Source organism: Streptomyces sp. L-9-10 (assembly GCF_004151105.1).
GTDB lineage: Bacteria > Actinomycetota > Actinomycetes > Streptomycetales > Streptomycetaceae > Streptomyces.
On sequence record NZ_PHRF01000146.1, the window covers coordinates 55,871 to 77,735 of the forward strand.

The window sequence follows — 21,865 nt, forward strand, 5'->3', positions numbered from 1 at the left end:
TGGCGTGAGGGACGCGTCCGACACGCTGGCCCACCTCGGTGGAGCCGGCGAACGACACGGCCGCGATACGCGGGTCCGTCATCAGCGATTCGCCGATGACGGACCCGCGTCCGTGGCTGAGGTTCACCCTCACCATGTCGGGAGACCTCAAGAGCCGCCACCACCCGCGGAGGCACGGCGGCCGGTCACGGGCGCTGCGGCAGCGAGGAGGAACACGATCAGCGATGCGGCCGTCAGGCTGAACCACGTCGTCACGTCGCTTGATGACTTGAGTAGCCTACGGTCGATGGAAACGGGACTCAATGCACATGACTGGGCACATGACTGGCTGGCAGATACGCGGACGTCTTATGACACCGTCGCAATCAGTTACGCAGAGCTGACACATCACATCTTGGATGAATCACCGGTAGAACGTGCGGTCTTGGCCCTGTTTGCCGACCTGGTGCGTGCCCAAGGCGGCGGGCTCGTCGCGGACGTGGGGTGTGGGACAGGCAGGATCACAGGCCACCTGCGGGAGCTGGACCTGGACGCGTTCGGCATCGATCTGTCACCCGGAATGATCGATGTGGCCCGTCGCCATCACCCTGGGGTGCGGTTCGATCTCGGTTCCATGACGGACCTCGCCTTGGCTGACGCCTCGGTGACCGGCCTGGTCGCCTGGTACTCACTGATTCACATTCCTGACGACGAGATCAGCTCGGTTCTTGCGCATTTCCGTCGAGTGCTTCGGCCCGGTGGGCCGTTGCTGCTCAGCTTCCATGTCGGCGATGAGTCGCGGTTGAAGACCGAGGGCTATGGCGGGCACCCGATGAAGGTCTATGTCCATCGCCGGCAGCATGACCAGACGATTGAGTGGCTCAACGAAGCCGGCTTCGCCGTCGAGACGCACAGGACTCTCACTTCTGCCCAGAGCAAGCTGGGAGGGATTATCCTCGCGCGTCGTCAGCCTTGAGCGTCTCCGCCGGTCGCCTGACGGAGACGGGGATCAGGTGGCTCGTACGGCGATCTTGAGGAAGGCCGGAATCCCAAGGTTGACGGTCGTAGCCCGGCTTCGGCGGTCGTCGAGCTGCGCGACCTTGTTCTTCGTGGCGGCAAGGCTGACGCGCGAACCTACGGCCTCGCCGAGCCATCCTTCGCGTTCGGCTTCAGCGATCCGGTCGTCCAGATCGCTGCGGATCTTCCAGACGGAGCCGCTGAGCAGGGTCGATGCGGAGAAGTGGGCAGCGGGCGCAGCGGACTTCGTGAACTACTACAAGCACGAGCGACCACACGCCGCGCTCGGCGGCCGACCGCCGATCAGCCAGACCGCCGCGAGCGACTTCCGGCTCACCTTCGACAACTTCGTATAACCAACGTCCCGAGACACCACACCTAGGGTCTTTCGTTTGGATCAGGCCGGATCAGGGAGCGGGGTCTGGTGGAGGGGGTCCCTCCCGTGCCGTTCAGGCTACGGGGGAGGATCGCAAGGCTGCCTTAAGCGTGCGCATCACGTCACCCCCGAAACTGAAACGGCGTCCGCTCGCCCCCGCCCCCGCAACTCCCGCAGCACAATACCCGCGTGGGACACCCCGGCCGCCTCCAGCACCGCAGCCGCTCAGAGCCGGTGCGGGGTCTGCTCTTACGGGACCGCACCGCGCGCCGGGAGCACACGGACTGCCCCACGGGTACCGACCGGCAGGACGGCGCGGCGTCCCGACCCCCTGACCGCCCGGCTCGCATGAAGGGCACGGACCGGCGAAAGCCGACCACGTCACCCGGTTACCGGTCTTCAGGCGGGCCGAGTACGCCACGCTCACGCAACAGCGCGAGGCCTTCCAACTCGCCGGGCCGCGACAGCGGGGCCGTCTCAACAGCGGCTTCGGCTTCGGCTGCCCGGACGCGGCGGCGACCCGTGAGATCTGCCGGAGTGGGCGCTGAAGGTACGGGCCGGGGGCCGCTCCCCAGCTGACGGCGCACAGTGCTCATGCGCTGACCGTAGGCCGGTGCCAGGCGCTCCAGGGCACGGATGACGTCGGCATGCCTGCCGCGTTCGGCGCGCGCGTCGAGGGACGTCACGAACCTGCATCGACGGCCATTCGTTCCACCCACTCACGCACGCTCACTGCTCGCTCGATGTGGCTGCCACGGAGGACCGTGCTGTTCGTCGTCGGCCGACCGCTTCCAGCTCGGGCACATTCAGCTCGTCCAGGGCGTGGGCGTAGTTCGCCACCGCCTGCTGGAGTTCTGCGATCATGAGGTCACCGTCAGCACGATCTTGCCTTGGAGGTGGCCCCGCGCGGCTCGCGTGTGTGCGCTGCCCGCCTCGGGCAGCGGGTAGGTGCTGTCCACGCCGACCTGGAGCTTGCCCTCGTCGAACAGGCGCCCGATCTCGGCGAGCTGGGGGCCGTTGGAACGCACCTGGATGTTCGAGACTGTGATGCCCAGACTCACCGTCTCTTCGGGGTCGTACCGGGCGAAGAACACCGGAAGCATGGTGCCGCCGCGCTTGAGCACGGTCAGGAAGCGTGAGCTGTCCGGGCCACCGACGGTGTCGATCACCAGGTCGACACCGCTGACCACGTCCGCGGCCCGCGTCCTGGTGTAGTCGATGAACTCATCGGCGCCGAGCTTGCGCAGGAACTGCTCGTGCCGGCCCGAGGCCACCGCGATGACGTGTGCCCCCTTCCATTTCGCCAGCTGCACCGCGAAGTGGCCCACTCCACCGGCGGCCCCGTTGACCAGCACGGTCATCCCTGGCGTGATCGGCACCGGCTGGTGCACCTGACCGGTGAAAGGAGACGGCACGTCGTGGCCGAGATCAACCAGGTACTGCCAGGCCGTCAGCACGGCCATGGGCGCCCCAGCCGCCTGCACATGGTCGATACCGGCCGGCTTGTGAGCCAGGTCCGAAGCCGGCGCGGCCACGTACTCGGCGTACGTCCGGCCGTCGAATCCGGGGAACCGCAGCATGCCGAAGACCTCGTCACCGACGGCGAATCCCCGCACGTCCGGAGCGACCGCCTGGACCACGCCCGACATGTCCGTTCCGGGGATCAGGGGGAACTCCAGCGCCGGCCTCATCTCGGCCGGCATGACCTTCATCCCCTCACGCAGGTACCAGTCCGGCGGGTTGATGCCCGCCGCGTGCACCCGGACGAGCACCTCGCCCGGGCCGATCTCGGGAACCGGCACCTCGTCATACCGAAAAACTTCCGGCCCGCCCGCTTCGTGGAACTGGATCGCCTTCATCGCGCCTGTCGCTTTCTCGGGGAAACGTTGCTCCTTCAGTCAAGGCCCAGGACGGCATGGCCGTCCAAGACCGGTTCGGCAACCTCATCATTCCGAAACGGCATGACGCGTACGCTGGGAGAGTGAACGATCTCGGACAGGACCTGGAACTGCGGCTGGTGCGCTACTTCACCGTGGTGGCGGCGCACCAGCACTTCGGCCGGGCCGCCGCCGACCTGCACGTGGCCCAGCCGGCGTTGAGCCGCCAGATCCAACGGCTCGAGAAGTATCTCGGCGCACGGCTGCTGGACCGCGAACCCAAGGGCACCCGGCTCACTCCGGCCGGCCAGAGGTTCCTCCCGCGGGCCCAAGCCCTGTTGCGGACCGCCCGCCAGGCCGAGCTGGCCGTGCGTGAACAAGCCGAGACCGAACGAATCGCCATCGGCTACGTCGAAGACCTGGTGATCACTGCCGCCGTACGGGAACTGCGCCGCCGTTACCCGGACGCCGAGATCGCCACCCGGTACCTGAGCTGCCGCGACGTCGGGGCACTGTCCGACAAGCGCGTCGACGCCCTGATCGCGCGGGCCCCGCTGCCGCTCGCCGCCGACGACGTGTTCACCACCCCGCTGTACGAGGAGCCCCGGATGCTCGTGGTCCCGCGCGGCCATCCCTTGGCCGACCGCGCGTCGGTGACCGCGGAAGAACTGGCCGGCGAGGAGGCGGCGCCGTGCGCGTTCGAGACCGCGGACTGGACTTCCTACCGGATCCTCGGGGCCGGCGTGCCGCCGATCGAGAGCTACGAGGACAAGCTCGAACTCGTCGCGAGTGGCAGGGCGATCGCCGTGCTACCGGTCGGCGATCGGCGTAGCTCACTGCGTCCCGACCTCGTCACCGTCCCGATCGAAGGCGCTCCCCCCAGCCAGGTCGTCCTGGTCAGCCGTAAGGGCGACCAGAATCCGATGATCAGGCATCTCCGGCGGGCGGCCAAGGCCGTCCTGACCGCCCCGGCACCCTGACCGGGGCCGGCCGAGCCGCTTGGCTCCGAACTGCACCGAGCGGTGCTCACGCGCGCCGTGTTCGTCGCGCATCTGCCGGTATCGCTCGGGGTCAGGTTGTGCCGGCTCAGCGTCCGGCCCTATGGAACGGCGATCAAGCACGCCGTCTCGACCAGGAACCGTCGCCGTATCGCGTGGGAGCGCTGCCTGTCGCGAACTGCGGCCCGGCAACGCCCAGATCAAATTCCTGGCGTTGGTTTTCGCTGGAAGCTCCCGGGCGCCCTGGGGTGCGTTTCGAAAGTGGATCAAGCTAGTGTGCCCCGGTGACAGAGACGCGACAACGCCGCGACATAGGCCCTCCTGACAGCGGATCCGACGAGAAGTCGACATTGCTTGCGTTCTTGAACTACGTCCGCGAAGCAGTGGCCGGAAAGGCACAGGGCCTTGACGACGGGCAGGGACGAACGCCCGGAGTACCCTCTGGCACCAGTGTTTTCGGCCTGGTCAAACATCTGACGGCGGCAGAGCTCTACTGGTTCGCCTGGGCCTTCGAGGGCGCCGATGACGAGCATCCGGACTTCGGCATGGATCTCTCCGAGAGGGACAGCGCGGACAGTCTCCTCGCTGCCTATCGCAGTGCCATCGAACGGTCCAACGAGATCATCGAGCGCTGTGCCGACTTGAGCCATCCCTCTGCTCGGGCGGCAGGCAAAGCGGGCACCGTGCGATCGATGCGGTGGGTCCTGGTGCACATGATCGAAGAGACGGCTCGCCATGCCGGCCACGCCGACATCCTCCGTGAGCAGGCTGACGGCTCCGTCGGCAGGTAACGCACTGCTTCGCTCACCGGATCGAATCTCGGTGGCCGACCACCGGAGGAACCCTGCTTCTTCCGGTTGCGCGCCTGGCCGGCCTTGATCGGGATGGTGCACGGATCCCGCGACGGCGCAGGCAGGCGCGGCCCTCGCGGGAGGCGTACGTCTCGTCAGCCCGCACGCGATGGGACGGACGCGCGGCCGGCCCGCCCCGATCCGAGGCACGCGGACCTCCTTCAGAACGGGTTCGAACTGCGGTGAGTCCCCGCACTGCCCTGCCGTGATGACGATCGACAAGAGCTTCCGGCCCAGCTCGACGGCCAGGTGCACCTTGGTGGCAAACCCACCGCGCGAACGTCCCAGCCCGTGATCTCCAGGCTCGGTGAACACGCCGCCCGGCGGTTCCTTCTGCAGGTCACCGTGCTTCCTGGCTCCCGCCGAGAGCTTCGACGAGGAGACCGGACCCCTCCACCTGCGGTCCGTATCCCCCGCCTACCGCACCCAGATCGACCTCTACCAGCGGCGGATCACCGCGAAGAGCAACGCCATCGTCGGCGACGACACCGTGCGCCACGCGTCCCCGCAGCCGCCCGGACGATCCCGGCTGAGGAAATGCCAGGACGGTGAGAGGAAACACCCATCCACGCCGTGAGACAGCGGGAAGCTGCTCAGCGCCTCGTCTCGTACCTGGTCAGGACCACGCCGCCGGGAACCGTCCGCGTCTCCACCAGGTGCAGGTTCACCCAGCTGTCCAGCGCGGTGAAGAACGGCGTGCCGCCGCCCACCAGGACCGGATGGGTGGCGATCACGTACTCGTCGATGAGCCCGGCGCGCATGGCCGCCCCGGCGAGCGTTGCGCCGCCGATGTTCATCGGGCCGCCGTCCTCGGCCTTGAGCCGGGTGATCTCGGCGATCGCGTCGCCGGTGACCAGGCGGGTGTTCCAGTCGACCTTGTCGATCGTCGAGGAGAACACCACCTTCGGCGTGTCCCGCCAGTTCCGCGCGAACTCGATCTCCGCCGGAGTGGCGTTGGGCTGCTGGTCGCCGGTCGGCCAGTAGGAGCTCATCGACTCCCATAGTTTGCGCCCGTACAACGACAGGCCACTCGCCTGCTCGTGGCCGAGCCACCACTGGAACAGCTCGTCGCTCGGCGGTCCGCTCCAGCCGATGTCGTCGCCGGCCGTGGCGATGTAGCCGTCCAGGGTCAGGTTCATGCCGTAGATCAGTTTCCGCATGGCGCAGCCTTCCGTCCGTGGGTGTCCGGCGTATAGACCAGCGCGGCGCGGGAAACTCATCGGTGCGCGATCCGGGCTCGCCGGTAGTCCTCGTGCTCGGGGCTCAGCGTGGTGTACTCGGCCGACACGGGCAAGCCGCCTGATCCCGCCCTCGCCCTCGCCCTCGCGAGGAATGCGCCGGAGTTGAGACTGATCATGGATGACAAGGCCGTGAGACAGCCGATGTCCTGTCGCATTGGAACTGTCGGCTTCCCACCCGTTCTCGTTCGTGGGGTCCGATTCTCATCCGGGCACGTACCGAGGGCCGCCGCCCGCTCCGTTCGTAGAACCTGTACTCACTTCGCCGGGACCTGACGAAACGCGGACGGCGACGGCGGCAGGTCGGCGAATGAAGTCGGCCACGCGACGCCGTCGATCGCCAGCCATGGCGCAGCGGCCAGGGCGGTGGGCGTCACCCCGGTAAACGCCTTGACCTCGCGGTGCAAGTGGGACTGGTCGGCGTAGCCGCTTGCGGCCGCCACCCGAGCGGTGGCCTCACCCGCCGCGAGAAGGTGAGCGGCGTGGTCGAAGCGCACCAACTGGGCGGCGCGCTTGGGAGTGAGGCCGATCTGGGACCGGAAGCGGGACCACAGGCGCTTACGGCTCCATCCCACCTCGTTCGCCAGGCCGTCGACCCGCACTCGTCCCCGGCTGGTGAGCATCCGCCCCCAGGCGGCAGCGATCTCCGGATCGAGCGGTGGCCGGGCGTCCAGCCGTCGGCCAAGGACATCCGCCGCGATCGTGAACCGTTCGTCCCATGACGTGGCGGCGCGCAGCCTGTCCTCGGCTCGCCCGGCGTCGTGACCCCAGACGTCTTCCAGGGAGACCACTGTCCCGACGAGCTCGGTCGATGCGCTGAGCATTGCTGCCGCCACGACCGGCGACAACCGAATCTGGAGGCACTGGTCTCCCTCGGCCGTCCGGCCGCTGACCCGAAGGTCGCCCGGGATCAGTCCTACGACCACGCTGCCGCGTTCACGCCGGCCGTGGACGTCGTAGACGAGGCCGTTTCCTTCGCTGAGGTCTACGAGCAGGGTGACCGATGGGTGCGCGACCATGGCGATGTCCGCGAGCGCCGGGGCACGTTGACCGAACCCGGCCATGCTGATCCCGGGCAGCCGCTGTGACTGCCGCGGGACTGCGACCTCCACCGCCGTCCAGTCAGGTGATGACTCCGGGGCCCGCACAGCGCCAGGGTAGCGATCGGTGTCAGCGGCCTGCCCTCGCGAAGGCCAGCAGCAACTCGCTGGTCGTCTCCGGTGCTTCGAGCATGGGGAGGTGACCGACACCGGGCAACTGCTCGACGCGCGCGTTCGGCACCGTGCCGTATTGGTGTGCCGAAGACGGATCCCAGCGGCGGTCGGCAGCGCCGAAGATCACCAGGATCGGGACGTCAAGGGCGGTGAGGCGCTCGGGCACGCTCCGCTCGGCGATGTATGCGGTGTTTCGGTGCAGCACCGTCCTGAACGTGCGATAGCCGATGCCCCGGACCCCGGCGACCAGGTCGTCCGGGACGTCCACCGGGCGGTTGCACACCGCGGTCACTCCCCTGCGGAGCATCGCGTCCGAACGGATCGACCAGAGGAGCGGGCCCAGCGGCGGGGCAATCAGCGCGCGAAGGAGGACGGGCTGCGGAAGGAGTGCGTCGGGACTCGGGCCGCTGCTGATCAGTGCGAGCGAACCGACCAGGTCAGGGCGCTGCTCGGCAAGCGCGGTGGCGATGTATCCACCGCTGGAGTGCCCGACCGCGGTAACCGGACCAAGGCCCAGACCGTCGAGTACCGCGGCCAAGCGGCCCGCCTGCCCGGGCACGTCGTACGACGGCACGGGCGAGGACTGGCCGTGACCCGGGAGGTCGACTCGGATGACGTGATATTCGTCGGCGAGTGTCGGCACCACCGGGTTCCAGGAGCCGCCCGAGGATCCCGATCCGTGGATGAGCACCAGCGGCGGCGCCTGCCGCGGGCCGTAGTGGACCACGTGCATCCCGTGCATGTGCGTGACGTCGTCATGTCCCATGTACGGGACGATGCCTGCGCTGCCGGCTATCGGTCTTGTACAAATGTCGTCGTGAGCTGACGCTCGCCCGACACGTCCGTCTCCACGGCGAGCGGGACTTCCGCGAAGGCCAGACCGTTTGAGAACGTCAGCCATCGGCAGCCTCCAATCGTCTGGCGGTCAGGCCCTCTCGCGATCCGATGGGGTCACCGAGTGTGTTGTGGTCGATCTGGGGCCTGTCCGGCGGATCAGCCCAGAGCCGCGCGTCAGACCTCGGCGTGCACCCCGATGGCTCGCAGCAGCCGGACGGCCGCGACCCGCTGGTGGCGCGGACGGTCCTTGGCCAGGAGCCCGCGCAGCAGATCGTGCGGTACGCGGTCGGCCCACGGCAACAGGGCCGCGGTCGCCTGCCGGACCACCGCCGCCGAGGAGTCGTCCAGGAGCGGTCGTACGTCGTCGACGTGCGCCGACTCCAGAGCCCGCAGCCCGGCCACCGCGCGGGCGCGCACGCCGGCGACCGGGTGAGTGAGGAGTGCCCGGACCAGGCCGACGTCCTCGCGCATCCCGCACTCGCCGAGGCCCACCGCGGCGGCGGGCCGGGGCCCGGGGTCGGCGCACAGCGCGCGATACAGCGGCACAGGGTCTGTGCCACCCCGCCGCAGTACCCACCGAGCGCACGCCCGCACCACGGCGGACTGATCGGTGAGGTACGGCTCGGCGTCGGCGTGCCGCCCGACCCGGCGCAGTGCGGTCACTCCCGCCGACCTCACCCGGGAATGCCGGGATCCCAACAGCACCGGTGAACCCGTCCGAGGCGCCCTCGACGAGGGCTGCCACGGCCGCTTCGGCGCACAGGTCCTGCACTACGACATCGCGGTGGCGCGCGGCAGTCCGAGCGAGCCGCTCCGCGGGGAGCAGCCTCCGCTCGACGGCGACGCGGTGCGCGAGGCGGGCCGTGGACCGGTCGCCGCTGTCGAGCAGCACCTCGACGTGCGCGGCCGGGCCCGCGCGCAGCACCCCGGTCAGCAGCTCCTGGGCGAATCCGCCTCGGGAACGGCGGCCGACCCGCAGGATCAGCGCGGCGTGCGCGGCAAGCAGGGGCGGGGGCGCCTCGGACAGGAGTGCGCGGGCCCGTTCACGTACCGGCTCCGCCCAGTCCGCGCAGCGGATGATGACGAGCGCAAGCAGCGCGGGCCGCTCCTCGGCGTGGTCCAGCGCCGCCTCGCGGATCCGGCCTTCGGGGTGGCAGAGGGCAAGGGCGAGTTCGGCGTCACCGGGCTTCCGGCGCCAGACGACAGTGGGCAGCGACGCGCCCCGGTCCCAGCTCAGCCTCCGCCCGGACGGCGACGCGTTGGAGTGGAACAGCTCCGGCCGCTGCCAGGCCAGTTGGCGTACCCCGAAGTCGAGGCCGATCCAGGATTCCGGGTCCGTCACATCGAGCGCCTGGCCCGGAGCAACTCCGGCGGCCAGTTGCCTGACGGCCTCGTACGACTCGTCTTCGCTGGTCAGCATTGGTAAAGCCTCAAGTAAAGCCTCATAACTGTCCGGCGGATCGCACCGGACGCGCCGCGGTGGTCAAGGCCGGACGGCGCCTCCGCCGGAGGACGGCGAGCCCCGACGGCCTGCTCTGGCGGTTTCCGCGATGCGCGGCCTCGGGGTCAGCGCCGCGCGCAGTGCCGGGGCAAGGACCTGCCGGGTCTCGGCCCGAGTGAGGGCGGCGGGGGTGGGAAGGGGGTTGAGGTAGCGGGTGTAGATGAGGCCGCCGAGGATCGTCACCACGGCCGTGGCGCGGGCGGTCGCGTCCCGGCCGCCCAGAAATTCAACAAGCCGGGCCAGCAGTTCGTGTTCCAGGTATTCGCGGATCACCTCGGCGGCCTCGTCGCCCTGGGCGGTGAGCCGGCGGAAGTCGGCGTCCTCCCACAGGTCCGTCACCGCGTCGATCAGACGGTCGGGGAGGGTGGCCGGGTCGCCGCCGAGGACGTCGTCCACCGCCAGCGCGTTGGCGCACTGGAACTGCATCACGTCCGCGAACAGGCCCTTCTTCGAGCCGAAGTGGTACGCGATGAGCGCCGGGTCGACCCCGGCGGCCCCGGCCACCGCGCGCAGGGTGGTGCGCCGGTAGCCGCGCTCCAGGAACAGTGTGCGGGCGGCAGAGACGAGCGACTCGCGGGTCGGCGGCTTGCCTCGTGGGCGGCCTCGGGTACGGGCGGGGGCAGGGGCGGCGTTATTCATCAGCGTTGAGCCTGCATTTCGTGATCGGCAAGGTCAAGGGCGTTCCGCACACCACTCGAAGGGATGCCCCGACATCATGCGTATCGCAGTCTTCGGCGCCAACGGACCGACCGGCCGCCACCTCACCGGCCAGGCCCTCGCGGCCGGCCACGAGGTCGTCGCCGTGACCCGCCGTCCCGGCTCCCTCCCCGCGCGGGCGGGCCTCACCGTGGCCGTCGCCGACGCCACCGATCCGGCGGCCGTCGACGCCGCGATCGGCGGGACGGACGCCGTGCTCTCCGCGCTGGGCGCGCGCTTCAGCAAGGAGACCGTCACCACGTACTCGGCGAGCGCCACCGCCATCACCGGGGCCATGGCCCGCCACGGCATCACACGGCTGCTCACCGTCAGCTCCAGCATCGCCGACCCGAACTGGCGGCCCACCGGAGCGCACTTCTTCAACCACGTGCTCGACCCCCTGGTGAACCGACGCCTCGGCCGCACCCTCCACGAGGACATGCGCCGTATGGAGGGCGTGATCCGTCGGACGGACCTCGACTGGACCCTCGTGCGGCCCTCGGGCCTCTTCGAGCACTCCGCCATCACGGACTACCGCACCGCCGAGACCAGCGCCGACGGGGTCTTCACCGCCCGCGTGGATCTCGCCGCGAGCATGCTGCGCGAGCTGGAGGAGGAGCGGTACAGCCGCACGGCCATGGGCGTCATCACCACGGCCGTGAAGCCGAACATCGCCAAGCTGATCTGGAACGAGGGCGTGAAGAAGAGGTGAGCCGGGCCACCGTCGAACTCCCCCTCGGCACACGGACGTTCCTCGCCCGCCTCCACACAGCCACCCTCACCACGCTTCGTTCCGACGGCACCCCGCACGTCACCCCCGTCCGCTTCACTTTCGACGCGGCCACCGGCCTTGCCCGGGTGACCACCAGGGCCGGGGCCCGCAAGGCCCTGAATGTGGCGGCGGGCGGCCCGGCGGCCCGCGTCGCGCTCTGCCAGGCGGACGGCTTCCGCTGGGTCACCCTCGAAGGCCGGGCCGCCGTCACCGACGACCCCGCACGCCTGGCCGAAGCGGTCCGCCGCTACGCCGCCCGCTACCACGCGGCCCCGCCCACCCCGCCGGACATGGTCGTCGTCGAGATCTCCGTCGAACGCGTCCTGAGCCTCAATCTCTGATCATCCCCCTGTACGAAAGCGACGTGACACCGCGATGCCCACCCTCCCCGTCCTCGACTCCACCCTCCACTACCGCGAGTCCGGCGACCCCGACGGGCTGCCGTTCGTCTTCCTCCATGGCAACCCCACCTCCTCCCACCTGTGGCGGAACGTCCTGCCGGGCGTGGCTGCGCCCGGCCGCCGACTTCTGGCCCCCGACCTCATCGGCATGGGCGACTCCGGCAAGCCCGACCTCGCCTACTCCTTCGACGACCACGCCCGCTACCTCGACGCATGGTTCGATGCCCTCGGTCTTGCCGAGGCCGTGCTCGTCGGCCACGACTGGGGCGGCGCGCTCGCCTTCGACCGCGCCGCGCGCCTCCCGGGCCGCGTCCGCGGCCTCGCCTTCACCGAGACCATCATCAAACCGCTGGTCGGCGACGAATTCCCAGCGGCCGGAAGGAAGTTGTTCGCCCTCCTGCGTACCCCTGGGGTAGGTGAGGAGATGATCCTGGAGAAGTCGCTGTTCATCCAGGGGCTCCCGGACACGCTCGCCACCCCACTCGACCCCGTTGACCTGGAGATCTACCATCGCCCCTTCCCGACCCCGCACAGCCGCCGCCCGGTACTGGCGTGGACGCGCATGATGCCGCTGGACGCCGAGCCCGCCGACGTCGTGGCCCGTGTCGAACGCTACGACGCCTGGCTGGCCGCCAGCCCCGGAGTCCCCAAACTCCTCGCCGCGTTCGAGCCGGGCCCCGGTGCCATGACCGACCAAGGAGCCGTGGCTTGGTGCGAGGAGCACATCGCGGGCCTGGAGGTCTCCCGCCACGGCCCGGCCGGCCACCACTCCCCGGAGGACCGTCCCGAGGAACTGGCCGCAGCGATCACCGCTTGGGCCGACCGTCACGGACTGACACGCCGATAGGCGCCCTCGATCACGGCGATGCCGCTCGCCCCGGGCCAATCACACTGCCACCGACGGACGTACGGACGACATCCGGTCCGTGCTCGGCTTCATCGCGCCCACCGCCGCGACCTGGGTCGCCGACGCCTCCCCCATCGACGACGTCCTCGCCCGCCGCCCCTGCCCCGGTGTCGTCACGAGAGGGGGGAGGCCGCGGCGGCCTGGATCCGTTGGTTCAGTCGACGGCGTCGTGCAGCAGATCCCGCAGTGTCAGTGCCGCCGGTAGTGGGGCAGCGGGCAGCGCCACATGGACGGTCCGGCGCAGGGCCGGGTCGGTGAGGCGGCACAGGACGAGTTCGTCGGGGACCGCCCGTGCGGCTAGCGAGGGGACCAGCGCCACCCCCAGTCCGGCGGCCGCGTAGCCGAACTTGGCGGACCATTCCGCGATCCGGATGATCTTCCTGGGGGTGAAGCCCGCCCGTGCGCAGGCGTCGGCGAGCATCGTAGGACGGTCGCCGTACGCGCTGTGAAGCCATGCCTCGTCGTGCAGTTCACGCAGGTCGACCGTCAGGGCTCCGGCCAGGCGGTGCGCGCGCGGGAGGGCCACGAACAGTTCGTCCTCGCACAGCTCGGTCGTCGTGACACCGTCGGCCGACGGCAGACCGGACGGGTAGTCGCTGACGACAGCGAGGTCCAATGCCCCGTCCGCGAGGCGTTCCATCAGCGTGTCGGTCGTGCCCTCGACCGCGATGACCTCGACATCCGGCCTGGCGTGCTGGAGTGCCCGCAGGGCGGTGGGCACGAGCGAGATGTTGGCGGTGGCGAAGGCTCCCGTGTGCAGCAGTCCGCCGTTCCCCGCATTGAGCGCGGCCAGCTCCCGTGCCGCCCGCGAGAGCCGGTCGAGCACCTCCATGGCGTGCCGGTGCAGCGTACGGCCGGCGGGATTGAGCCGTACGCCCCGAGGGAGCCGTTCGAACAGCGGTCCGCCGGCCTGCTGTTCCAGCGCGGCGATACGCCGGGACACCGCGGACTGCGTGTAGTTGAGCCGGACCGCCGCCTTGGTGAACGATCCGGTCTCTGCAACGGCCACGAGCAGCCGAAGCGCGTCGACCTCGAACACGTCCCTCCCCCTTCACGATCCCCCGGGCGCCGCCAGTCGTCCCACGACCCACGACCCACGACCCACGACCCATTCTCCAGCTGCATGGATCCTATGCAATCCAGTCGCTGGTGGAATGCCTTGGCCCGCCCTAACGTCGTTCACACGGCGGGACTTCGCAGGGGGAACGGCCCCGCCGCACCGCTGCCCATGAAGACCGAGGGGGAAATGTGTCGTCACGACGGGAAGCACGCCGGGGAGTTGGCATGGGACGGGACCGATGACCCGGGGAGCCGCTGTCACGCTGCCGGCGATGCTGGCCGATCTGGAGGAACTCGTGCGCTGCGAGTCCTTCTCGGCCGACCACGCGGCGGTGGCGCGAAGCGCCGAGGTCGTGGGCGCACTCGGGAGGAGGCTGTTGGGAACCGGGCCGGAGACGATGGTGATCGACGGTGTGACCCATCTGCGGTGGACGTTCGGCACCCCGCGGGTCTTGCTGGTGGGACACCACGACACGGTGTGGCCCATGGGCTCGATCGAGAGCCACCCCTGGTCGGTGGCCGACGGGATCGCCCGCGGCCCCGGGGTCCTGGACATGAAGGCGGGCCTGGTGCAGATGTTCCATGCCCTGGCCTCGCTCCCGTCCCTGGACGGGGTGGGCGTACTGGTCAACGGGGACGAGGAGGTCGGCTCGGCGACCTCCCGGCAGCTGATCGAGGACTCCGTGCGAGGGTGCGCGGCCGCCTTTGTCCTGGAAGCGTCCGCGAACGAGGAGGGTGCGCTCAAGACCGCCCGCAAGGGCACTTCGCGGTACGAGGTCGTCGTGCACGGCAGGGCGGCGCACGCGGGTCTCGAACCGCGAAAGGGGATCAACGCCGCGGTCGAGGCCGCTCACCAGGTGCTGTCCATCGCCGGTCTCGGGGCCGCGATGGGTGACGTCGACGGCGCCGACTCCGTCCTGGGCTCCGCGACCGTCACGCCCACCCTGCTGTCGGCCGGCAGTGCGCGCAACACGGTGCCCGCGCTGGCGCGGGTGTCGGTGGACGTGCGCGTGCCGACCGCGGTGGCGCAGGACCGGATCGACGCGCTCATGCGGGGGCTCACACCGCGGGCGCCCGGCGCCCGGCTGGAGGTGCTGGGCGGCAGCCAACGGCCGCCCATGGAGCCGGAGTCCTCCGCCGAGCTGTTCGCCCTCGCCTCCCAGATCGCTGCGGAACTGGGCCAGGAACCGCTGCGGGGGATCGCCGTCGGCGGTGCCTCGGACGGCAACTACACCGCGGCTGCGGGCTGTCCGACGCTGGACGGCCTGGGCGCCGTGGGCGGTGGAGCTCACGCGGACAGCGAGTACGTCGAGGTCGGGCAGATGGTCCCCCGCACCCGTCTGCTCGCTCAACTCATCATGCGGACGCGGCTCATCATGGGGACACGGCGCCGGCCCGGCCGTGACCGGCGTGGCTCTGTGTGAAACGCGGCTGGGACTTTCTCTCAGCCCCTCGAATCCGGTGATGCCGTTACCGCTGCTGCTGCCGTCCCGTCAGCCGCACCTTGATGGCTGATGGCCGGTCCGAATCGATGGGGAGATCATGGCTGTGCTCCAGGGGAGACGATTCATCGTGCGACAGGGTGTGGGCGGGCTCGGCCTCGGCGAGAAGCTCGGCAGTTATCCCATAGCGGGGGTGGGAGGCGGCCTGGCGCAGATGGCGCGGCGGGTCGGCGTGATGTTGTACGTCGTCATCATCGTCTGCTTGATAGCCATCACGCCCCCGGCGGCGTTCGCCAAGGGCGCCGTCATGACAGCGGTGGTGGTCGTCCTGTTCGGCCTCATGCTGGCATGGCGTCGTACGTCCGCCAGATTCGGACTGAGGCGGTGCTAGCTCTACACGGACGGCCTGGTCGTCACCAATCTGTTCGGCGGCGTGCAGGACGCGGTGGCGTGGAGCGAGGTGACCGAACTGAACCGGCTCAGCGGCGCGTCCGTCTTCATGACCTTCCACCGGGTCGAGATCGCACGGCACGGCCTCAGGCCCCTGGCGTTCCTGGCGCCGGGCGTGAAGCCACCCCTGGTGGAGGCTCTGCTGAACCAGCTGGCCAAGAACGGTATTCGCTGAGAGCGGCACGTGCCGACCGAGTCGACGCCCTGGCGGACCTCGATGAGACGTGGCCGCAGCCGCTGCGCCCGCAGCCTTGTCGCCGGACAACGAGTTCGTCCCACCGCGCTGTCCCTTGGGCCGGACAAAGGCCACCGTCAACGAGAAAGGGACAGTGGGGAAGCGACCCTACAGCGCGGCAGGAACCGTCCATGCGCTGCGCTCTGCTCACCCGTCCGCCGTGGGCCGGGGCAGACGCGGTGTGGGCCAGGCCGGCTCCCACTTCCAGGCAGCCCACCGCTGCGCGTGCGCGAAGACACCGGCGCGGTCGTCGAGCATCGCCAGGACCTGGGCGCGGGCATCGTCGACGGCCCGGTGCTCGGCGTCGGAGACGATGCCGAGACGCCGCACGTGCGCGTACTCGTCCTCGTCCTTCCACTCCCAGCGGGTGAGGTCGGGCGTGACGACCAGGTCGACGGTGAGGTCGAAGGTGTCGAACCCGGCCTCGCGGCGACGGGTGGGGTGCTCGAAGTTCACGTACCAGTTCCGCAGCCGGCGCCCCTCACCGTCGGGGACGAAGAAGGCGTTGATGCTGAACCAGGCCGCCGGCGGCTTCCACAGCAGCAGGTCGGTCTCCTGCCACACCGTGGCCGCCAGCTCCCACCGGCCACTCGCCATCGCCTCGAACGCCTCCGTGCGCACCGAACGCTCCCCGTCCGCGCGGGCCTTCGCGTACAGGGCGGGCCACCGGGCCTCCGCTCCTGGCGTGCACGCGGTCACCAGCGCCTGGTCGGTGTCGGCGACGACGCGCAGGGCCAGTTCGGTCCACACCCGGCCGCTGCGGTGCACATCGCGCCGCACGACCGTTCGCCCTGCCTCGAATGCATGCACCGTCTCCTCCTCCATCCCGGCCGGGACACCCGGCACGGCAGCAGCTCAACGCGATCCCGGACCCTGGGCAAGCCACCACGCGCGGGCCTGCCCAGGAGCACCTTGGGCTTGCCCGGGTCAGGCGCGGAAGCGGGAGAACCGGCTGCCTCGACCGGGACTGCTGCTTCGCGCGGGCTTCGGGATGTGGCTACTGACTGTCGATGACGCGCCAGTAGTGACGGCCGCGTTCCTTGTTGACCGCGAGCCCGACCGTGCTCAACCAGTCGGAAGGGAAGGCGGTAAGCACCTGCCCCGGGTACATCCTGCTCTCGATCAGGGTCTCCCCGCCCGGCGTGGCGTTCAGTTTCCACCTCTGCGGCTTACCGGGGTTGGCCGTGCAGGGCACCAGTTCGGCCTTGTCGGCGGCCACCGCCTTGAGGCAGTTGTCGGTCCCGTCCCGTTGGATCTGGTACACGACCCCTCCGGTTCCCGCCATCGGCTTCAGTCGCCACGCATCCAGCACGCGGGCCTCGGTGAACAAGCCGTCCTTGGCGGTCCCGGCCAGATACTGCAGGTTCGCCTGATTCTGGAACTGGCGAAAGAACGGAGCCTGGGCACCGGCCGGAACGCCACCGAGGGCACCGGCCGGAACGCCACGGCCGCAGCCGCTGCCACCCAGGCCCTCTTCAGACCGCCCATTGTGTCCACCATTCCCCTCGAAAGAGTCCCCCGCCGCTACCGGCGGCCCCGGCCGGGCCGGGTGTCCAGCCGCCCAGCCAAATACCCCGCACGCGGCGCCTCCCGCATTCACCCGGTCGTGGGCGCGGCGGTAGAGGGCCCACGTCAGGCCCGGCCCGGTTTGAGAACGTGACCTTCTCGCGCGTCGTAGACGATGCCGCATGGTCAGCTCGAGGCCCTCGTGGCGGGGGATCGGCACGACTCGCCTCTCCCCGGCTGGAGTGGGCTACGGCGTAGCCGCGTGGGACGTGCGGAGGGTCCGTACGGGAAGGCGGCACGGACCCTCCGCGTGGTCGCTGTCCTCAGGTGCTGTCGTGCTCCATGGCGTACAGCTCGTAGGAAATGGCGGTTCCGTCGTCGCTGTGGCGGTCGGACGTGCCGACGTGGGTGAATCCGGCTTTGATCAGGACGCGGCCGGAGGCTGGGTTGTCGGGGTGGTGCATGGCCTCCAGCCGGTTGAGACCGGCGGTGGTGAAGGCGACGGAGACGACCTGGTTGGCAGCGTCGGTGGCATAGCCGTGGCCCCAGCTGTCTTCCCTGAGGATGTAGCTGATGGTGCCCATGGACCGGGTTCGTCGTCGCAGGGCGATCAGACCGATCAGGCCGGCTTCGTCGAGGATGCCCCAGCTCCACTGCGCGCGCGGGGTTTCGGTTGCTCGGGCGAGGGCGGTGCGGATCTTCTCGTGGGCCTGGTCAAGGGTGAGAGGTTTGCCGGTGGTGTGCCGGATGGAGGCCCCGCGGTAGATGCGGGTGAGGGCTGGGGCGTCGTCGGGGCCCAGGGCGCGCAGGGTCACCATGCGGTGATCAGCTCCTTCGCGGTGAATCGGTCAGCAGGGATCGGGGGCCGGGCACGCGGTGATGGCGTCCTCGAAGCCGGGGAACGGCCATGGCCTGCTCCCGGGCGATGAGAGGCCGGATGCCGGCCGACGGCGGCCTCCTGGAGCTCCGCATACACCGGTCTCCAGCAGACGAGTTGCCCACCCGGCAGCGGGCCGAACCGGAAGCACATGGTTCGGGCTGGGGTGACGGTCGCGGTGTACGGGGCTTCCTCCGACGGTGGTGTCTTCGTCCAGGGACGGGCGACCTGCCAACCGTCCTTCAGCAAGGCACGGTTCGCGGTGTCGCTGTCGAAGGGTTCGTCGGGGCCGACGCCGACGGACACCGTAGGACGCGCGGCGCTCCGGGAGTCGCTGTTCGGGCGGTTCAGGCCCGTCACCAAGCTCCCCGTGGCGGTCGGCAGCGACGTACGTACGCGATGAGCGCTCCGGGTCGCCGGACATGGCAGGTCCAGCAGTGCTCACGGGCTGTCGCCTTCCCGTTCCCACCGCTGCGGAACTGTTTACGGTGGGGTCATCACCACACCCTCCGACGACGCAGCGGCACCGGTGCCGTGCCGGCCGGTCGGTCGGTCGGTCGGCCTAAGAGGGCGGCACCTTCCGCATCTACCACCGGATGCCGGCCGCCAACGGGGAGCCCGAGCTGGTCAACTGGGGTGACTTCAAGGTCGATTGCCTGACCAGCGGTGGCCCCACCGCCACCGTGACCGGGCGCCTCGTGCGCACCGGAGGGAACGCCGGTGCCTGGGACGACTACCTGAAGCGGCATGTCCGCATGGGGATCAGCTTCTACGTGGCAGAGGGCAAGGGCAGCGGTCCCAGCCGCATCGGGCTCTCCGGAGGCACCGAGGACGGCGAGCCGCTGCTGAGCACGTGCATGACGCCGGCCGCCGACGCCGAGGTGATCAAGGGCGGCTACGACCTCACGGACAGAGCGCCGGCCCGATAACAACCGTCCGTGGCAACGGCTGGGGCCACGACGCTGATCCGCCGGACAGGCCTGTATGGGTCAGAGTTCGCTGCGGATCGTATGTGGACTCTGGCATGGGCGCGTCGGTCACGGAGTCGCTGCACGCAGAGCAGGCGTTGTGCTCCATCGCTCCGATGAAACCATCGTCCCCGACGACGACCTCGGTCTGCGGCGAGCAACTCGGTCCCCCCGTAGCCGACTTCGCCGCCGACTTGGACACGAAGTGCCTCGTAGCAGATGAATCGGTGTGGTTCTCGAGGTCATCCACAGCTGCTGAGGACTCCGAGGGTTCCCACCATGATCCACACTGCGCGGAGGGCAATGCCTCTCGTCCAGCTCAAAGGAAGACGCTGGTCAAGGCAAGAAGTGGCTTGTCCCGAGGCAGAGTTGGGTGGCCCGCCATTCGGCATGCGGTGGGCGCGTGGCTTTGTCTGAGAAGGCTCTCGGGTCGACCATGGGGCAGCCAGGGCGACCGCGGGCCGCTGCCTGACAAGGCGGCGGCCCTCTGCTGTCACAGGAGGCCGCCGACGGTGGTGAATCCGGTCTCCCACGAAGGAGCCTTCTTCATGGACCAGGCTAGGGCGGACAACGAGGGGCGCCCACCCCAGCTGGGCTCAGGCCGTGTTTCAGGTCCCGGGTGAGTCTTGGGCGGAGAGGTCTTCGGCCAGTTCCATACAGCGCAGGCGGGCCGGGGAGAAGTCGTAGGGCATCTTGCCGATGGCTTCGAACGCGCTCATGGAGTCAGCCTCCCGCCTGCCGGAGCTGAGGTCGGTCTCGTCCTCGCCGTCATCGGCGGCAGCGGGGTGCAAAGTGTCCCAGGCGTCGAAGAGGGCATCGTCGTCCTTCCCCAGGCCGGACTCCTCGATGACGGCATGCAGGGCGTTCTCGAAGGCGTGCCGCTCGACGGCCACTTGAACCACCCGCGGATCGTCGACGGCGACGCTGTCATCGAGTGCATCCTCGGCGTCATCGATGCGGTCGGAGTCCTCCCGCAGAGTGGGATGCGTGGCCAGGACGACGAAGCGGGTGGCCTGGACGGCCGCACCGAGCGGGCCGAAGATCCGCTCGGTGACCAGCAGACTGTCCAGGTCCGCCTGACGCAGGGAGCCCTCGGGCAGGCTCTTGAGGCGGTCGGTGACGAAGTCGGAGAGCAGGCCCATCCGGCTGCCTTCGGTGCGCATCCGCTGCACGGCGGTCCGCTGCCGCCGCAATTCCGCCTCCTGCTCGGCGAGCGTTTCCTCCAACCGCTCCAGGATGCCCGCGATACCGTCTGCGCTGTCCGCACCGGCACCGTCTGCGCTGTCCGCACCGGCGGAAGCCGTGCCGGGGGTAAAGGCGTCACGGATGTCGTCCAGGGCGATCCCGGCGTCGGCCATCTTGCGAATCCACAGCAGGCGGATCATGTCCTCGTACCCGTAGCGGCGGCGGTCATCGCCGCCCCGCTCAGGCTCGGGGAGCAGGCCGATCTCGTGGTAATGGCGAATCGCCCGCGGCGTGCTGCCGACGAAGGCCGCCGCGTCACCGATCTTGACCTGGCGGGGTGGCATGAAGGACGAATGCATGAGCAGGGACCTTTCCTCAAGGGACCGGGACGTAGGTCCACAGGACCACATGCCGCTACGGAAGGTGCAACCCCATCCACACCGCCCGCGCCAATGCCAGGAAACGCGCCCTTCCTCCGCAATAACCCCAGGCCCGTCCTTTCCTGCCGGGGCATCCACACGACGGCAGACCGAGGGTTCACAGCCACTGACGAATCGCCGCGACCCGAACCGTCGCCTCGAACCGAACCGCAAGTCTGTCGAACCGGGTCGCCTCCCCATCCAGTCAGGAACCTTCTCTGCACCATGTCAAGCGGAACCAGCAGCCGAGGTGGCTTGGTGCCCAGTTGTCAGTGGCGCAGGTTGTGTCCGGCCGAGCGGTGTAGCGGATCACACTCCGCTTTGGGGTGGTGCTGACCGGGCCTGAGGACCGTCACAGCCCCTGAGGCCGTCGAACAATCCCGTGCCGTGCCACCGGTGGACGGGCCGACTCGCCCCATGGCGGACATGAGAGCGTTCCAGGATGCGGTCACCAGCCGGGCGACGGGCGGTCCCGACGGGCCGGCGCGCGATCTGGCGGAAAGCCTGGCGGCACGGACCGCGGTACTCCTGGAAGGGCTGAGCGATCTCGCGGCCATTGTGGCGCTGGCCGCCCGACGTGGCCGGGACCTGGCCGCCGGGGGAGTATGTGTCGTGCCGATGGGCGGGGCGATGAGCGTCGGCCGCTATGCCGGCCTCCTCGGGCCAACCGGCCTCGGTCTGCGCGACAGGACTCTGTGACGAGGGCGAACAGGGCTTCTACAAGCGCGGCCTGACACGGGCCCAGGCACCGCTCCAGGACATCTACGTATGCACCGCGGATCTGGAGGACGAACTCATCCGCGCGCTCGGCACGGCAGGAGTCGAGGAAATCCTCCGCGCCGAGGGCGACTTCCGCGCCTGGCAGACCTTCCAGCGCCAGCCCGCACAGCACGACCGGCGTCGGCATCAGCAGGTGAGGCGCTTCCTCGGCACAAAGAAGGGCCGCAAGATCCGCTACGGCCGTCTCCTTGTGGAGGCCCCTCGCACCCGGACCGGACACCGGCCCCGCTCGACGGCCTCTTCGCGAACTTGTGAGGGCGTATACGGACTCCCGTTTCGA

General features: G+C 69.7%; 26 protein-coding genes and 2 pseudogenes. 15 read left to right on the forward strand and 13 right to left on the reverse strand.

The window, feature by feature from the left end:
• Positions 1–286: 286 nt before the first annotated feature.
• Entirely contained in the window at positions 287–955 is a 669-nt protein-coding gene (locus tag CU044_RS30680) for a class I SAM-dependent methyltransferase (RefSeq protein WP_129772001.1), read from the forward strand.
• Between the two features lie 133 nt (positions 956–1,088).
• Complete coding sequence (locus CU044_RS38865; RefSeq protein WP_165372013.1) at positions 1,089–1,352, forward strand: transposase; 264 nt, start codon at positions 1,089–1,091, stop codon at positions 1,350–1,352.
• A gap of 749 nt (positions 1,353–2,101) precedes the next feature.
• Here the strand turns inward: CU044_RS38865 and CU044_RS40120 are convergent.
• Positions 2,102–2,236, reverse strand: a complete 135-nt coding sequence (locus CU044_RS40120) for a hypothetical protein (protein ID WP_275670238.1) — start codon at positions 2,234–2,236, stop codon at positions 2,102–2,104.
• The gene (locus CU044_RS30695; protein ID WP_129772002.1) at positions 2,233–3,231 is read right to left on the reverse strand and encodes an NADP-dependent oxidoreductase; all 999 of its coding nucleotides are present in this window, start codon (positions 3,229–3,231) and stop codon (positions 2,233–2,235) included. The genes CU044_RS40120 and CU044_RS30695 overlap by 4 nt, the downstream gene beginning before the upstream one ends.
• 122 nt (positions 3,232–3,353) lie before the next feature.
• Between CU044_RS30695 and CU044_RS30700 the strand changes: the two genes are divergently transcribed.
• Positions 3,354–4,229, forward strand: a complete 876-nt coding sequence (locus tag CU044_RS30700) for a LysR family transcriptional regulator (protein ID WP_129772003.1) — start codon at positions 3,354–3,356, stop codon at positions 4,227–4,229.
• Positions 4,230–4,531: 302 nt separating this feature from the next.
• Positions 4,532–5,038, forward strand: coding sequence for a DinB family protein (locus CU044_RS30705; RefSeq protein WP_129772004.1), 507 nt, complete (start codon positions 4,532–4,534; stop codon positions 5,036–5,038).
• 32 nt (positions 5,039–5,070) lie between these two features.
• On the opposite strand, the pseudogene CU044_RS39870 reads toward CU044_RS30705, so the two are convergent.
• Positions 5,071–5,386: pseudogene (locus tag CU044_RS39870) on the reverse strand (transposase); the annotation flags it as partial.
• A 19-nt stretch (positions 5,387–5,405) separates the two neighbouring features.
• Here CU044_RS39870 and CU044_RS30715 point away from each other — a divergent pair.
• Positions 5,406–5,675, forward strand: a complete 270-nt coding sequence (locus CU044_RS30715; RefSeq protein ID WP_129772005.1) for a hypothetical protein — start codon at positions 5,406–5,408, stop codon at positions 5,673–5,675.
• A gap of 16 nt (positions 5,676–5,691) precedes the next feature.
• Here the strand turns inward: CU044_RS30715 and CU044_RS30720 are convergent, their stop codons facing one another.
• The 4 genes from CU044_RS30720 to CU044_RS30735 form a co-directional block, all read right to left on the reverse strand.
• Complete coding sequence (locus CU044_RS30720; protein WP_129772006.1) at positions 5,692–6,258, reverse strand: dihydrofolate reductase family protein; 567 nt, start codon at positions 6,256–6,258, stop codon at positions 5,692–5,694.
• 335 nt (positions 6,259–6,593) lie between these two features.
• Positions 6,594–7,400: a helix-turn-helix domain-containing protein gene (locus tag CU044_RS30725; RefSeq protein ID WP_129772007.1), complete on the reverse strand. Its 807-nt coding sequence runs from the start codon at positions 7,398–7,400 to the stop codon at positions 6,594–6,596.
• 106 nt (positions 7,401–7,506) lie between these two features.
• Positions 7,507–8,316: an alpha/beta fold hydrolase gene (locus CU044_RS30730; protein ID WP_129772008.1), complete on the reverse strand. Its 810-nt coding sequence runs from the start codon at positions 8,314–8,316 to the stop codon at positions 7,507–7,509.
• A 245-nt stretch (positions 8,317–8,561) separates the two neighbouring features.
• The gene (locus CU044_RS30735) at positions 8,562–8,933 is read right to left on the reverse strand and encodes a HEAT repeat domain-containing protein (RefSeq protein ID WP_129772009.1); all 372 of its coding nucleotides are present in this window, start codon (positions 8,931–8,933) and stop codon (positions 8,562–8,564) included.
• 64 nt (positions 8,934–8,997) lie between these two features.
• On the opposite strand from CU044_RS30735, the gene CU044_RS30740 reads away from it, so the two are divergent.
• Positions 8,998–9,813, forward strand: coding sequence for a hypothetical protein (locus CU044_RS30740; protein ID WP_129772010.1), 816 nt, complete (start codon positions 8,998–9,000; stop codon positions 9,811–9,813).
• A 57-nt stretch (positions 9,814–9,870) separates the two neighbouring features.
• On the opposite strand, the gene CU044_RS30745 is transcribed toward CU044_RS30740, so the two are convergent.
• Complete coding sequence (locus CU044_RS30745; RefSeq protein WP_129772011.1) at positions 9,871–10,527, reverse strand: TetR/AcrR family transcriptional regulator; 657 nt, start codon at positions 10,525–10,527, stop codon at positions 9,871–9,873.
• 76 nt (positions 10,528–10,603) lie between these two features.
• On the opposite strand from CU044_RS30745, the gene CU044_RS30750 reads away from it, so the two are divergent.
• The 3 genes from CU044_RS30750 to CU044_RS30760 are packed head-to-tail and all read left to right on the forward strand — an operon-like array spanning position 10,604 to position 12,604.
• Positions 10,604–11,296, forward strand: coding sequence for an NAD(P)H-binding protein (locus CU044_RS30750; protein ID WP_129772012.1), 693 nt, complete (start codon positions 10,604–10,606; stop codon positions 11,294–11,296).
• The gene (locus CU044_RS30755) at positions 11,293–11,697 is read left to right on the forward strand and encodes a TIGR03618 family F420-dependent PPOX class oxidoreductase (protein WP_129772013.1); all 405 of its coding nucleotides are present in this window, start codon (positions 11,293–11,295) and stop codon (positions 11,695–11,697) included. Before CU044_RS30750 ends, CU044_RS30755 begins: the two co-directional genes overlap by 4 nt.
• Positions 11,690–12,604, forward strand: a complete 915-nt coding sequence (locus CU044_RS30760; RefSeq protein WP_275670239.1) for a haloalkane dehalogenase — start codon at positions 11,690–11,692, stop codon at positions 12,602–12,604. Before CU044_RS30755 ends, CU044_RS30760 begins: the two co-directional genes overlap by 8 nt.
• 214 nt (positions 12,605–12,818) lie before the next feature.
• Here the strand turns inward: CU044_RS30760 and CU044_RS30765 are convergent, their stop codons facing one another.
• Positions 12,819–13,703 (reverse strand): LysR family transcriptional regulator, encoded by an 885-nt coding sequence (locus CU044_RS30765; protein ID WP_129772015.1) that lies wholly within the window; start codon positions 13,701–13,703, stop codon positions 12,819–12,821.
• A gap of 259 nt (positions 13,704–13,962) precedes the next feature.
• Between CU044_RS30765 and CU044_RS30770 the strand changes: the two genes are divergently transcribed.
• From CU044_RS30770 to CU044_RS30780, 3 genes are all read left to right on the forward strand, one after another.
• Entirely contained in the window at positions 13,963–15,147 is a 1,185-nt protein-coding gene (locus tag CU044_RS30770) for a M20 family metallopeptidase (protein WP_240045956.1), read from the forward strand.
• 148 nt (positions 15,148–15,295) lie between these two features.
• The gene (locus tag CU044_RS30775) at positions 15,296–15,556 is read left to right on the forward strand and encodes a hypothetical protein (protein WP_129772016.1); all 261 of its coding nucleotides are present in this window, start codon (positions 15,296–15,298) and stop codon (positions 15,554–15,556) included.
• 42 nt (positions 15,557–15,598) lie between these two features.
• Entirely contained in the window at positions 15,599–15,790 is a 192-nt protein-coding gene (locus tag CU044_RS30780; RefSeq protein ID WP_129772017.1) for a hypothetical protein, read from the forward strand.
• A 207-nt stretch (positions 15,791–15,997) separates the two neighbouring features.
• On the opposite strand, the gene CU044_RS30785 is transcribed toward CU044_RS30780, so the two are convergent.
• From CU044_RS30785 to CU044_RS30795, 3 genes are all read right to left on the reverse strand, one after another.
• Complete coding sequence (locus tag CU044_RS30785) at positions 15,998–16,660, reverse strand: DUF402 domain-containing protein (RefSeq protein ID WP_240045957.1); 663 nt, start codon at positions 16,658–16,660, stop codon at positions 15,998–16,000.
• 187 nt (positions 16,661–16,847) lie between these two features.
• Complete coding sequence (locus tag CU044_RS30790; protein ID WP_129772018.1) at positions 16,848–17,576, reverse strand: hypothetical protein; 729 nt, start codon at positions 17,574–17,576, stop codon at positions 16,848–16,850.
• A gap of 103 nt (positions 17,577–17,679) precedes the next feature.
• Positions 17,680–18,174 (reverse strand): GNAT family N-acetyltransferase, encoded by a 495-nt coding sequence (locus CU044_RS30795; RefSeq protein ID WP_129772019.1) that lies wholly within the window; start codon positions 18,172–18,174, stop codon positions 17,680–17,682.
• A 225-nt stretch (positions 18,175–18,399) separates the two neighbouring features.
• Between CU044_RS30795 and CU044_RS30800 the strand changes: the two genes are divergently transcribed.
• Entirely contained in the window at positions 18,400–18,636 is a 237-nt protein-coding gene (locus tag CU044_RS30800; RefSeq protein ID WP_129772020.1) for a hypothetical protein, read from the forward strand.
• 193 nt (positions 18,637–18,829) lie between these two features.
• Positions 18,830–19,162 (forward strand): hypothetical protein, encoded by a 333-nt coding sequence (locus CU044_RS30805; protein ID WP_129772021.1) that lies wholly within the window; start codon positions 18,830–18,832, stop codon positions 19,160–19,162.
• 647 nt (positions 19,163–19,809) lie between these two features.
• On the opposite strand, the gene CU044_RS30810 is transcribed toward CU044_RS30805, so the two are convergent.
• A complete protein-coding gene (locus tag CU044_RS30810; RefSeq protein ID WP_129772022.1) occupies positions 19,810–20,745 on the reverse strand; it encodes a MerR family transcriptional regulator in 936 nt (311 codons plus the stop codon).
• A 477-nt stretch (positions 20,746–21,222) separates the two neighbouring features.
• On the opposite strand from CU044_RS30810, the pseudogene CU044_RS30815 reads away from it, so the two are divergent.
• Positions 21,223–21,840 (forward strand): annotated as a pseudogene (locus CU044_RS30815) (TOPRIM nucleotidyl transferase/hydrolase domain-containing protein).
• Positions 21,841–21,865: the final 25 nt, after the last annotated feature.

Bases quoted from the DNA above. Each gene is read 5' to 3' on its own strand.
- CU044_RS30745 (WP_129772011.1), bottom strand. From the start codon at position 10,527: ATGAATAACGCCGCCCCTGCCCCCGCCCGTACCCGAGGCCGCCCACGA.
- CU044_RS30720 (WP_129772006.1), bottom strand. From the start codon at position 6,258: ATGCGGAAACTGATCTACGGCATGAACCTGACCCTGGACGGCTACATC.
- CU044_RS40120 (WP_275670238.1), bottom strand. From the start codon at position 2,236: ATGATCGCAGAACTCCAGCAGGCGGTGGCGAACTACGCCCACGCCCTG.
- CU044_RS30680 (WP_129772001.1), top strand. From the start codon at position 287: ATGGAAACGGGACTCAATGCACATGACTGGGCACATGACTGGCTGGCA.
- CU044_RS30730 (WP_129772008.1), bottom strand. From the start codon at position 8,316: ATGGGACATGACGACGTCACGCACATGCACGGGATGCACGTGGTCCAC.
- CU044_RS30770 (WP_240045956.1), top strand. From the start codon at position 13,963: ATGACCCGGGGAGCCGCTGTCACGCTGCCGGCGATGCTGGCCGATCTG.
- CU044_RS30810 (WP_129772022.1), bottom strand. From the start codon at position 20,745: ATGCATTCGTCCTTCATGCCACCCCGCCAGGTCAAGATCGGTGACGCG.
- CU044_RS30725 (WP_129772007.1), bottom strand. From the start codon at position 7,400: ATGGCCGGGTTCGGTCAACGTGCCCCGGCGCTCGCGGACATCGCCATG.
- CU044_RS30750 (WP_129772012.1), top strand. From the start codon at position 10,604: ATGCGTATCGCAGTCTTCGGCGCCAACGGACCGACCGGCCGCCACCTC.
- CU044_RS30795 (WP_129772019.1), bottom strand. From the start codon at position 18,174: ATGGTGACCCTGCGCGCCCTGGGCCCCGACGACGCCCCAGCCCTCACC.
- CU044_RS30805 (WP_129772021.1), top strand. From the start codon at position 18,830: ATGCCGGCCGCCAACGGGGAGCCCGAGCTGGTCAACTGGGGTGACTTC.
- CU044_RS30695 (WP_129772002.1), bottom strand. From the start codon at position 3,231: ATGAAGGCGATCCAGTTCCACGAAGCGGGCGGGCCGGAAGTTTTTCGG.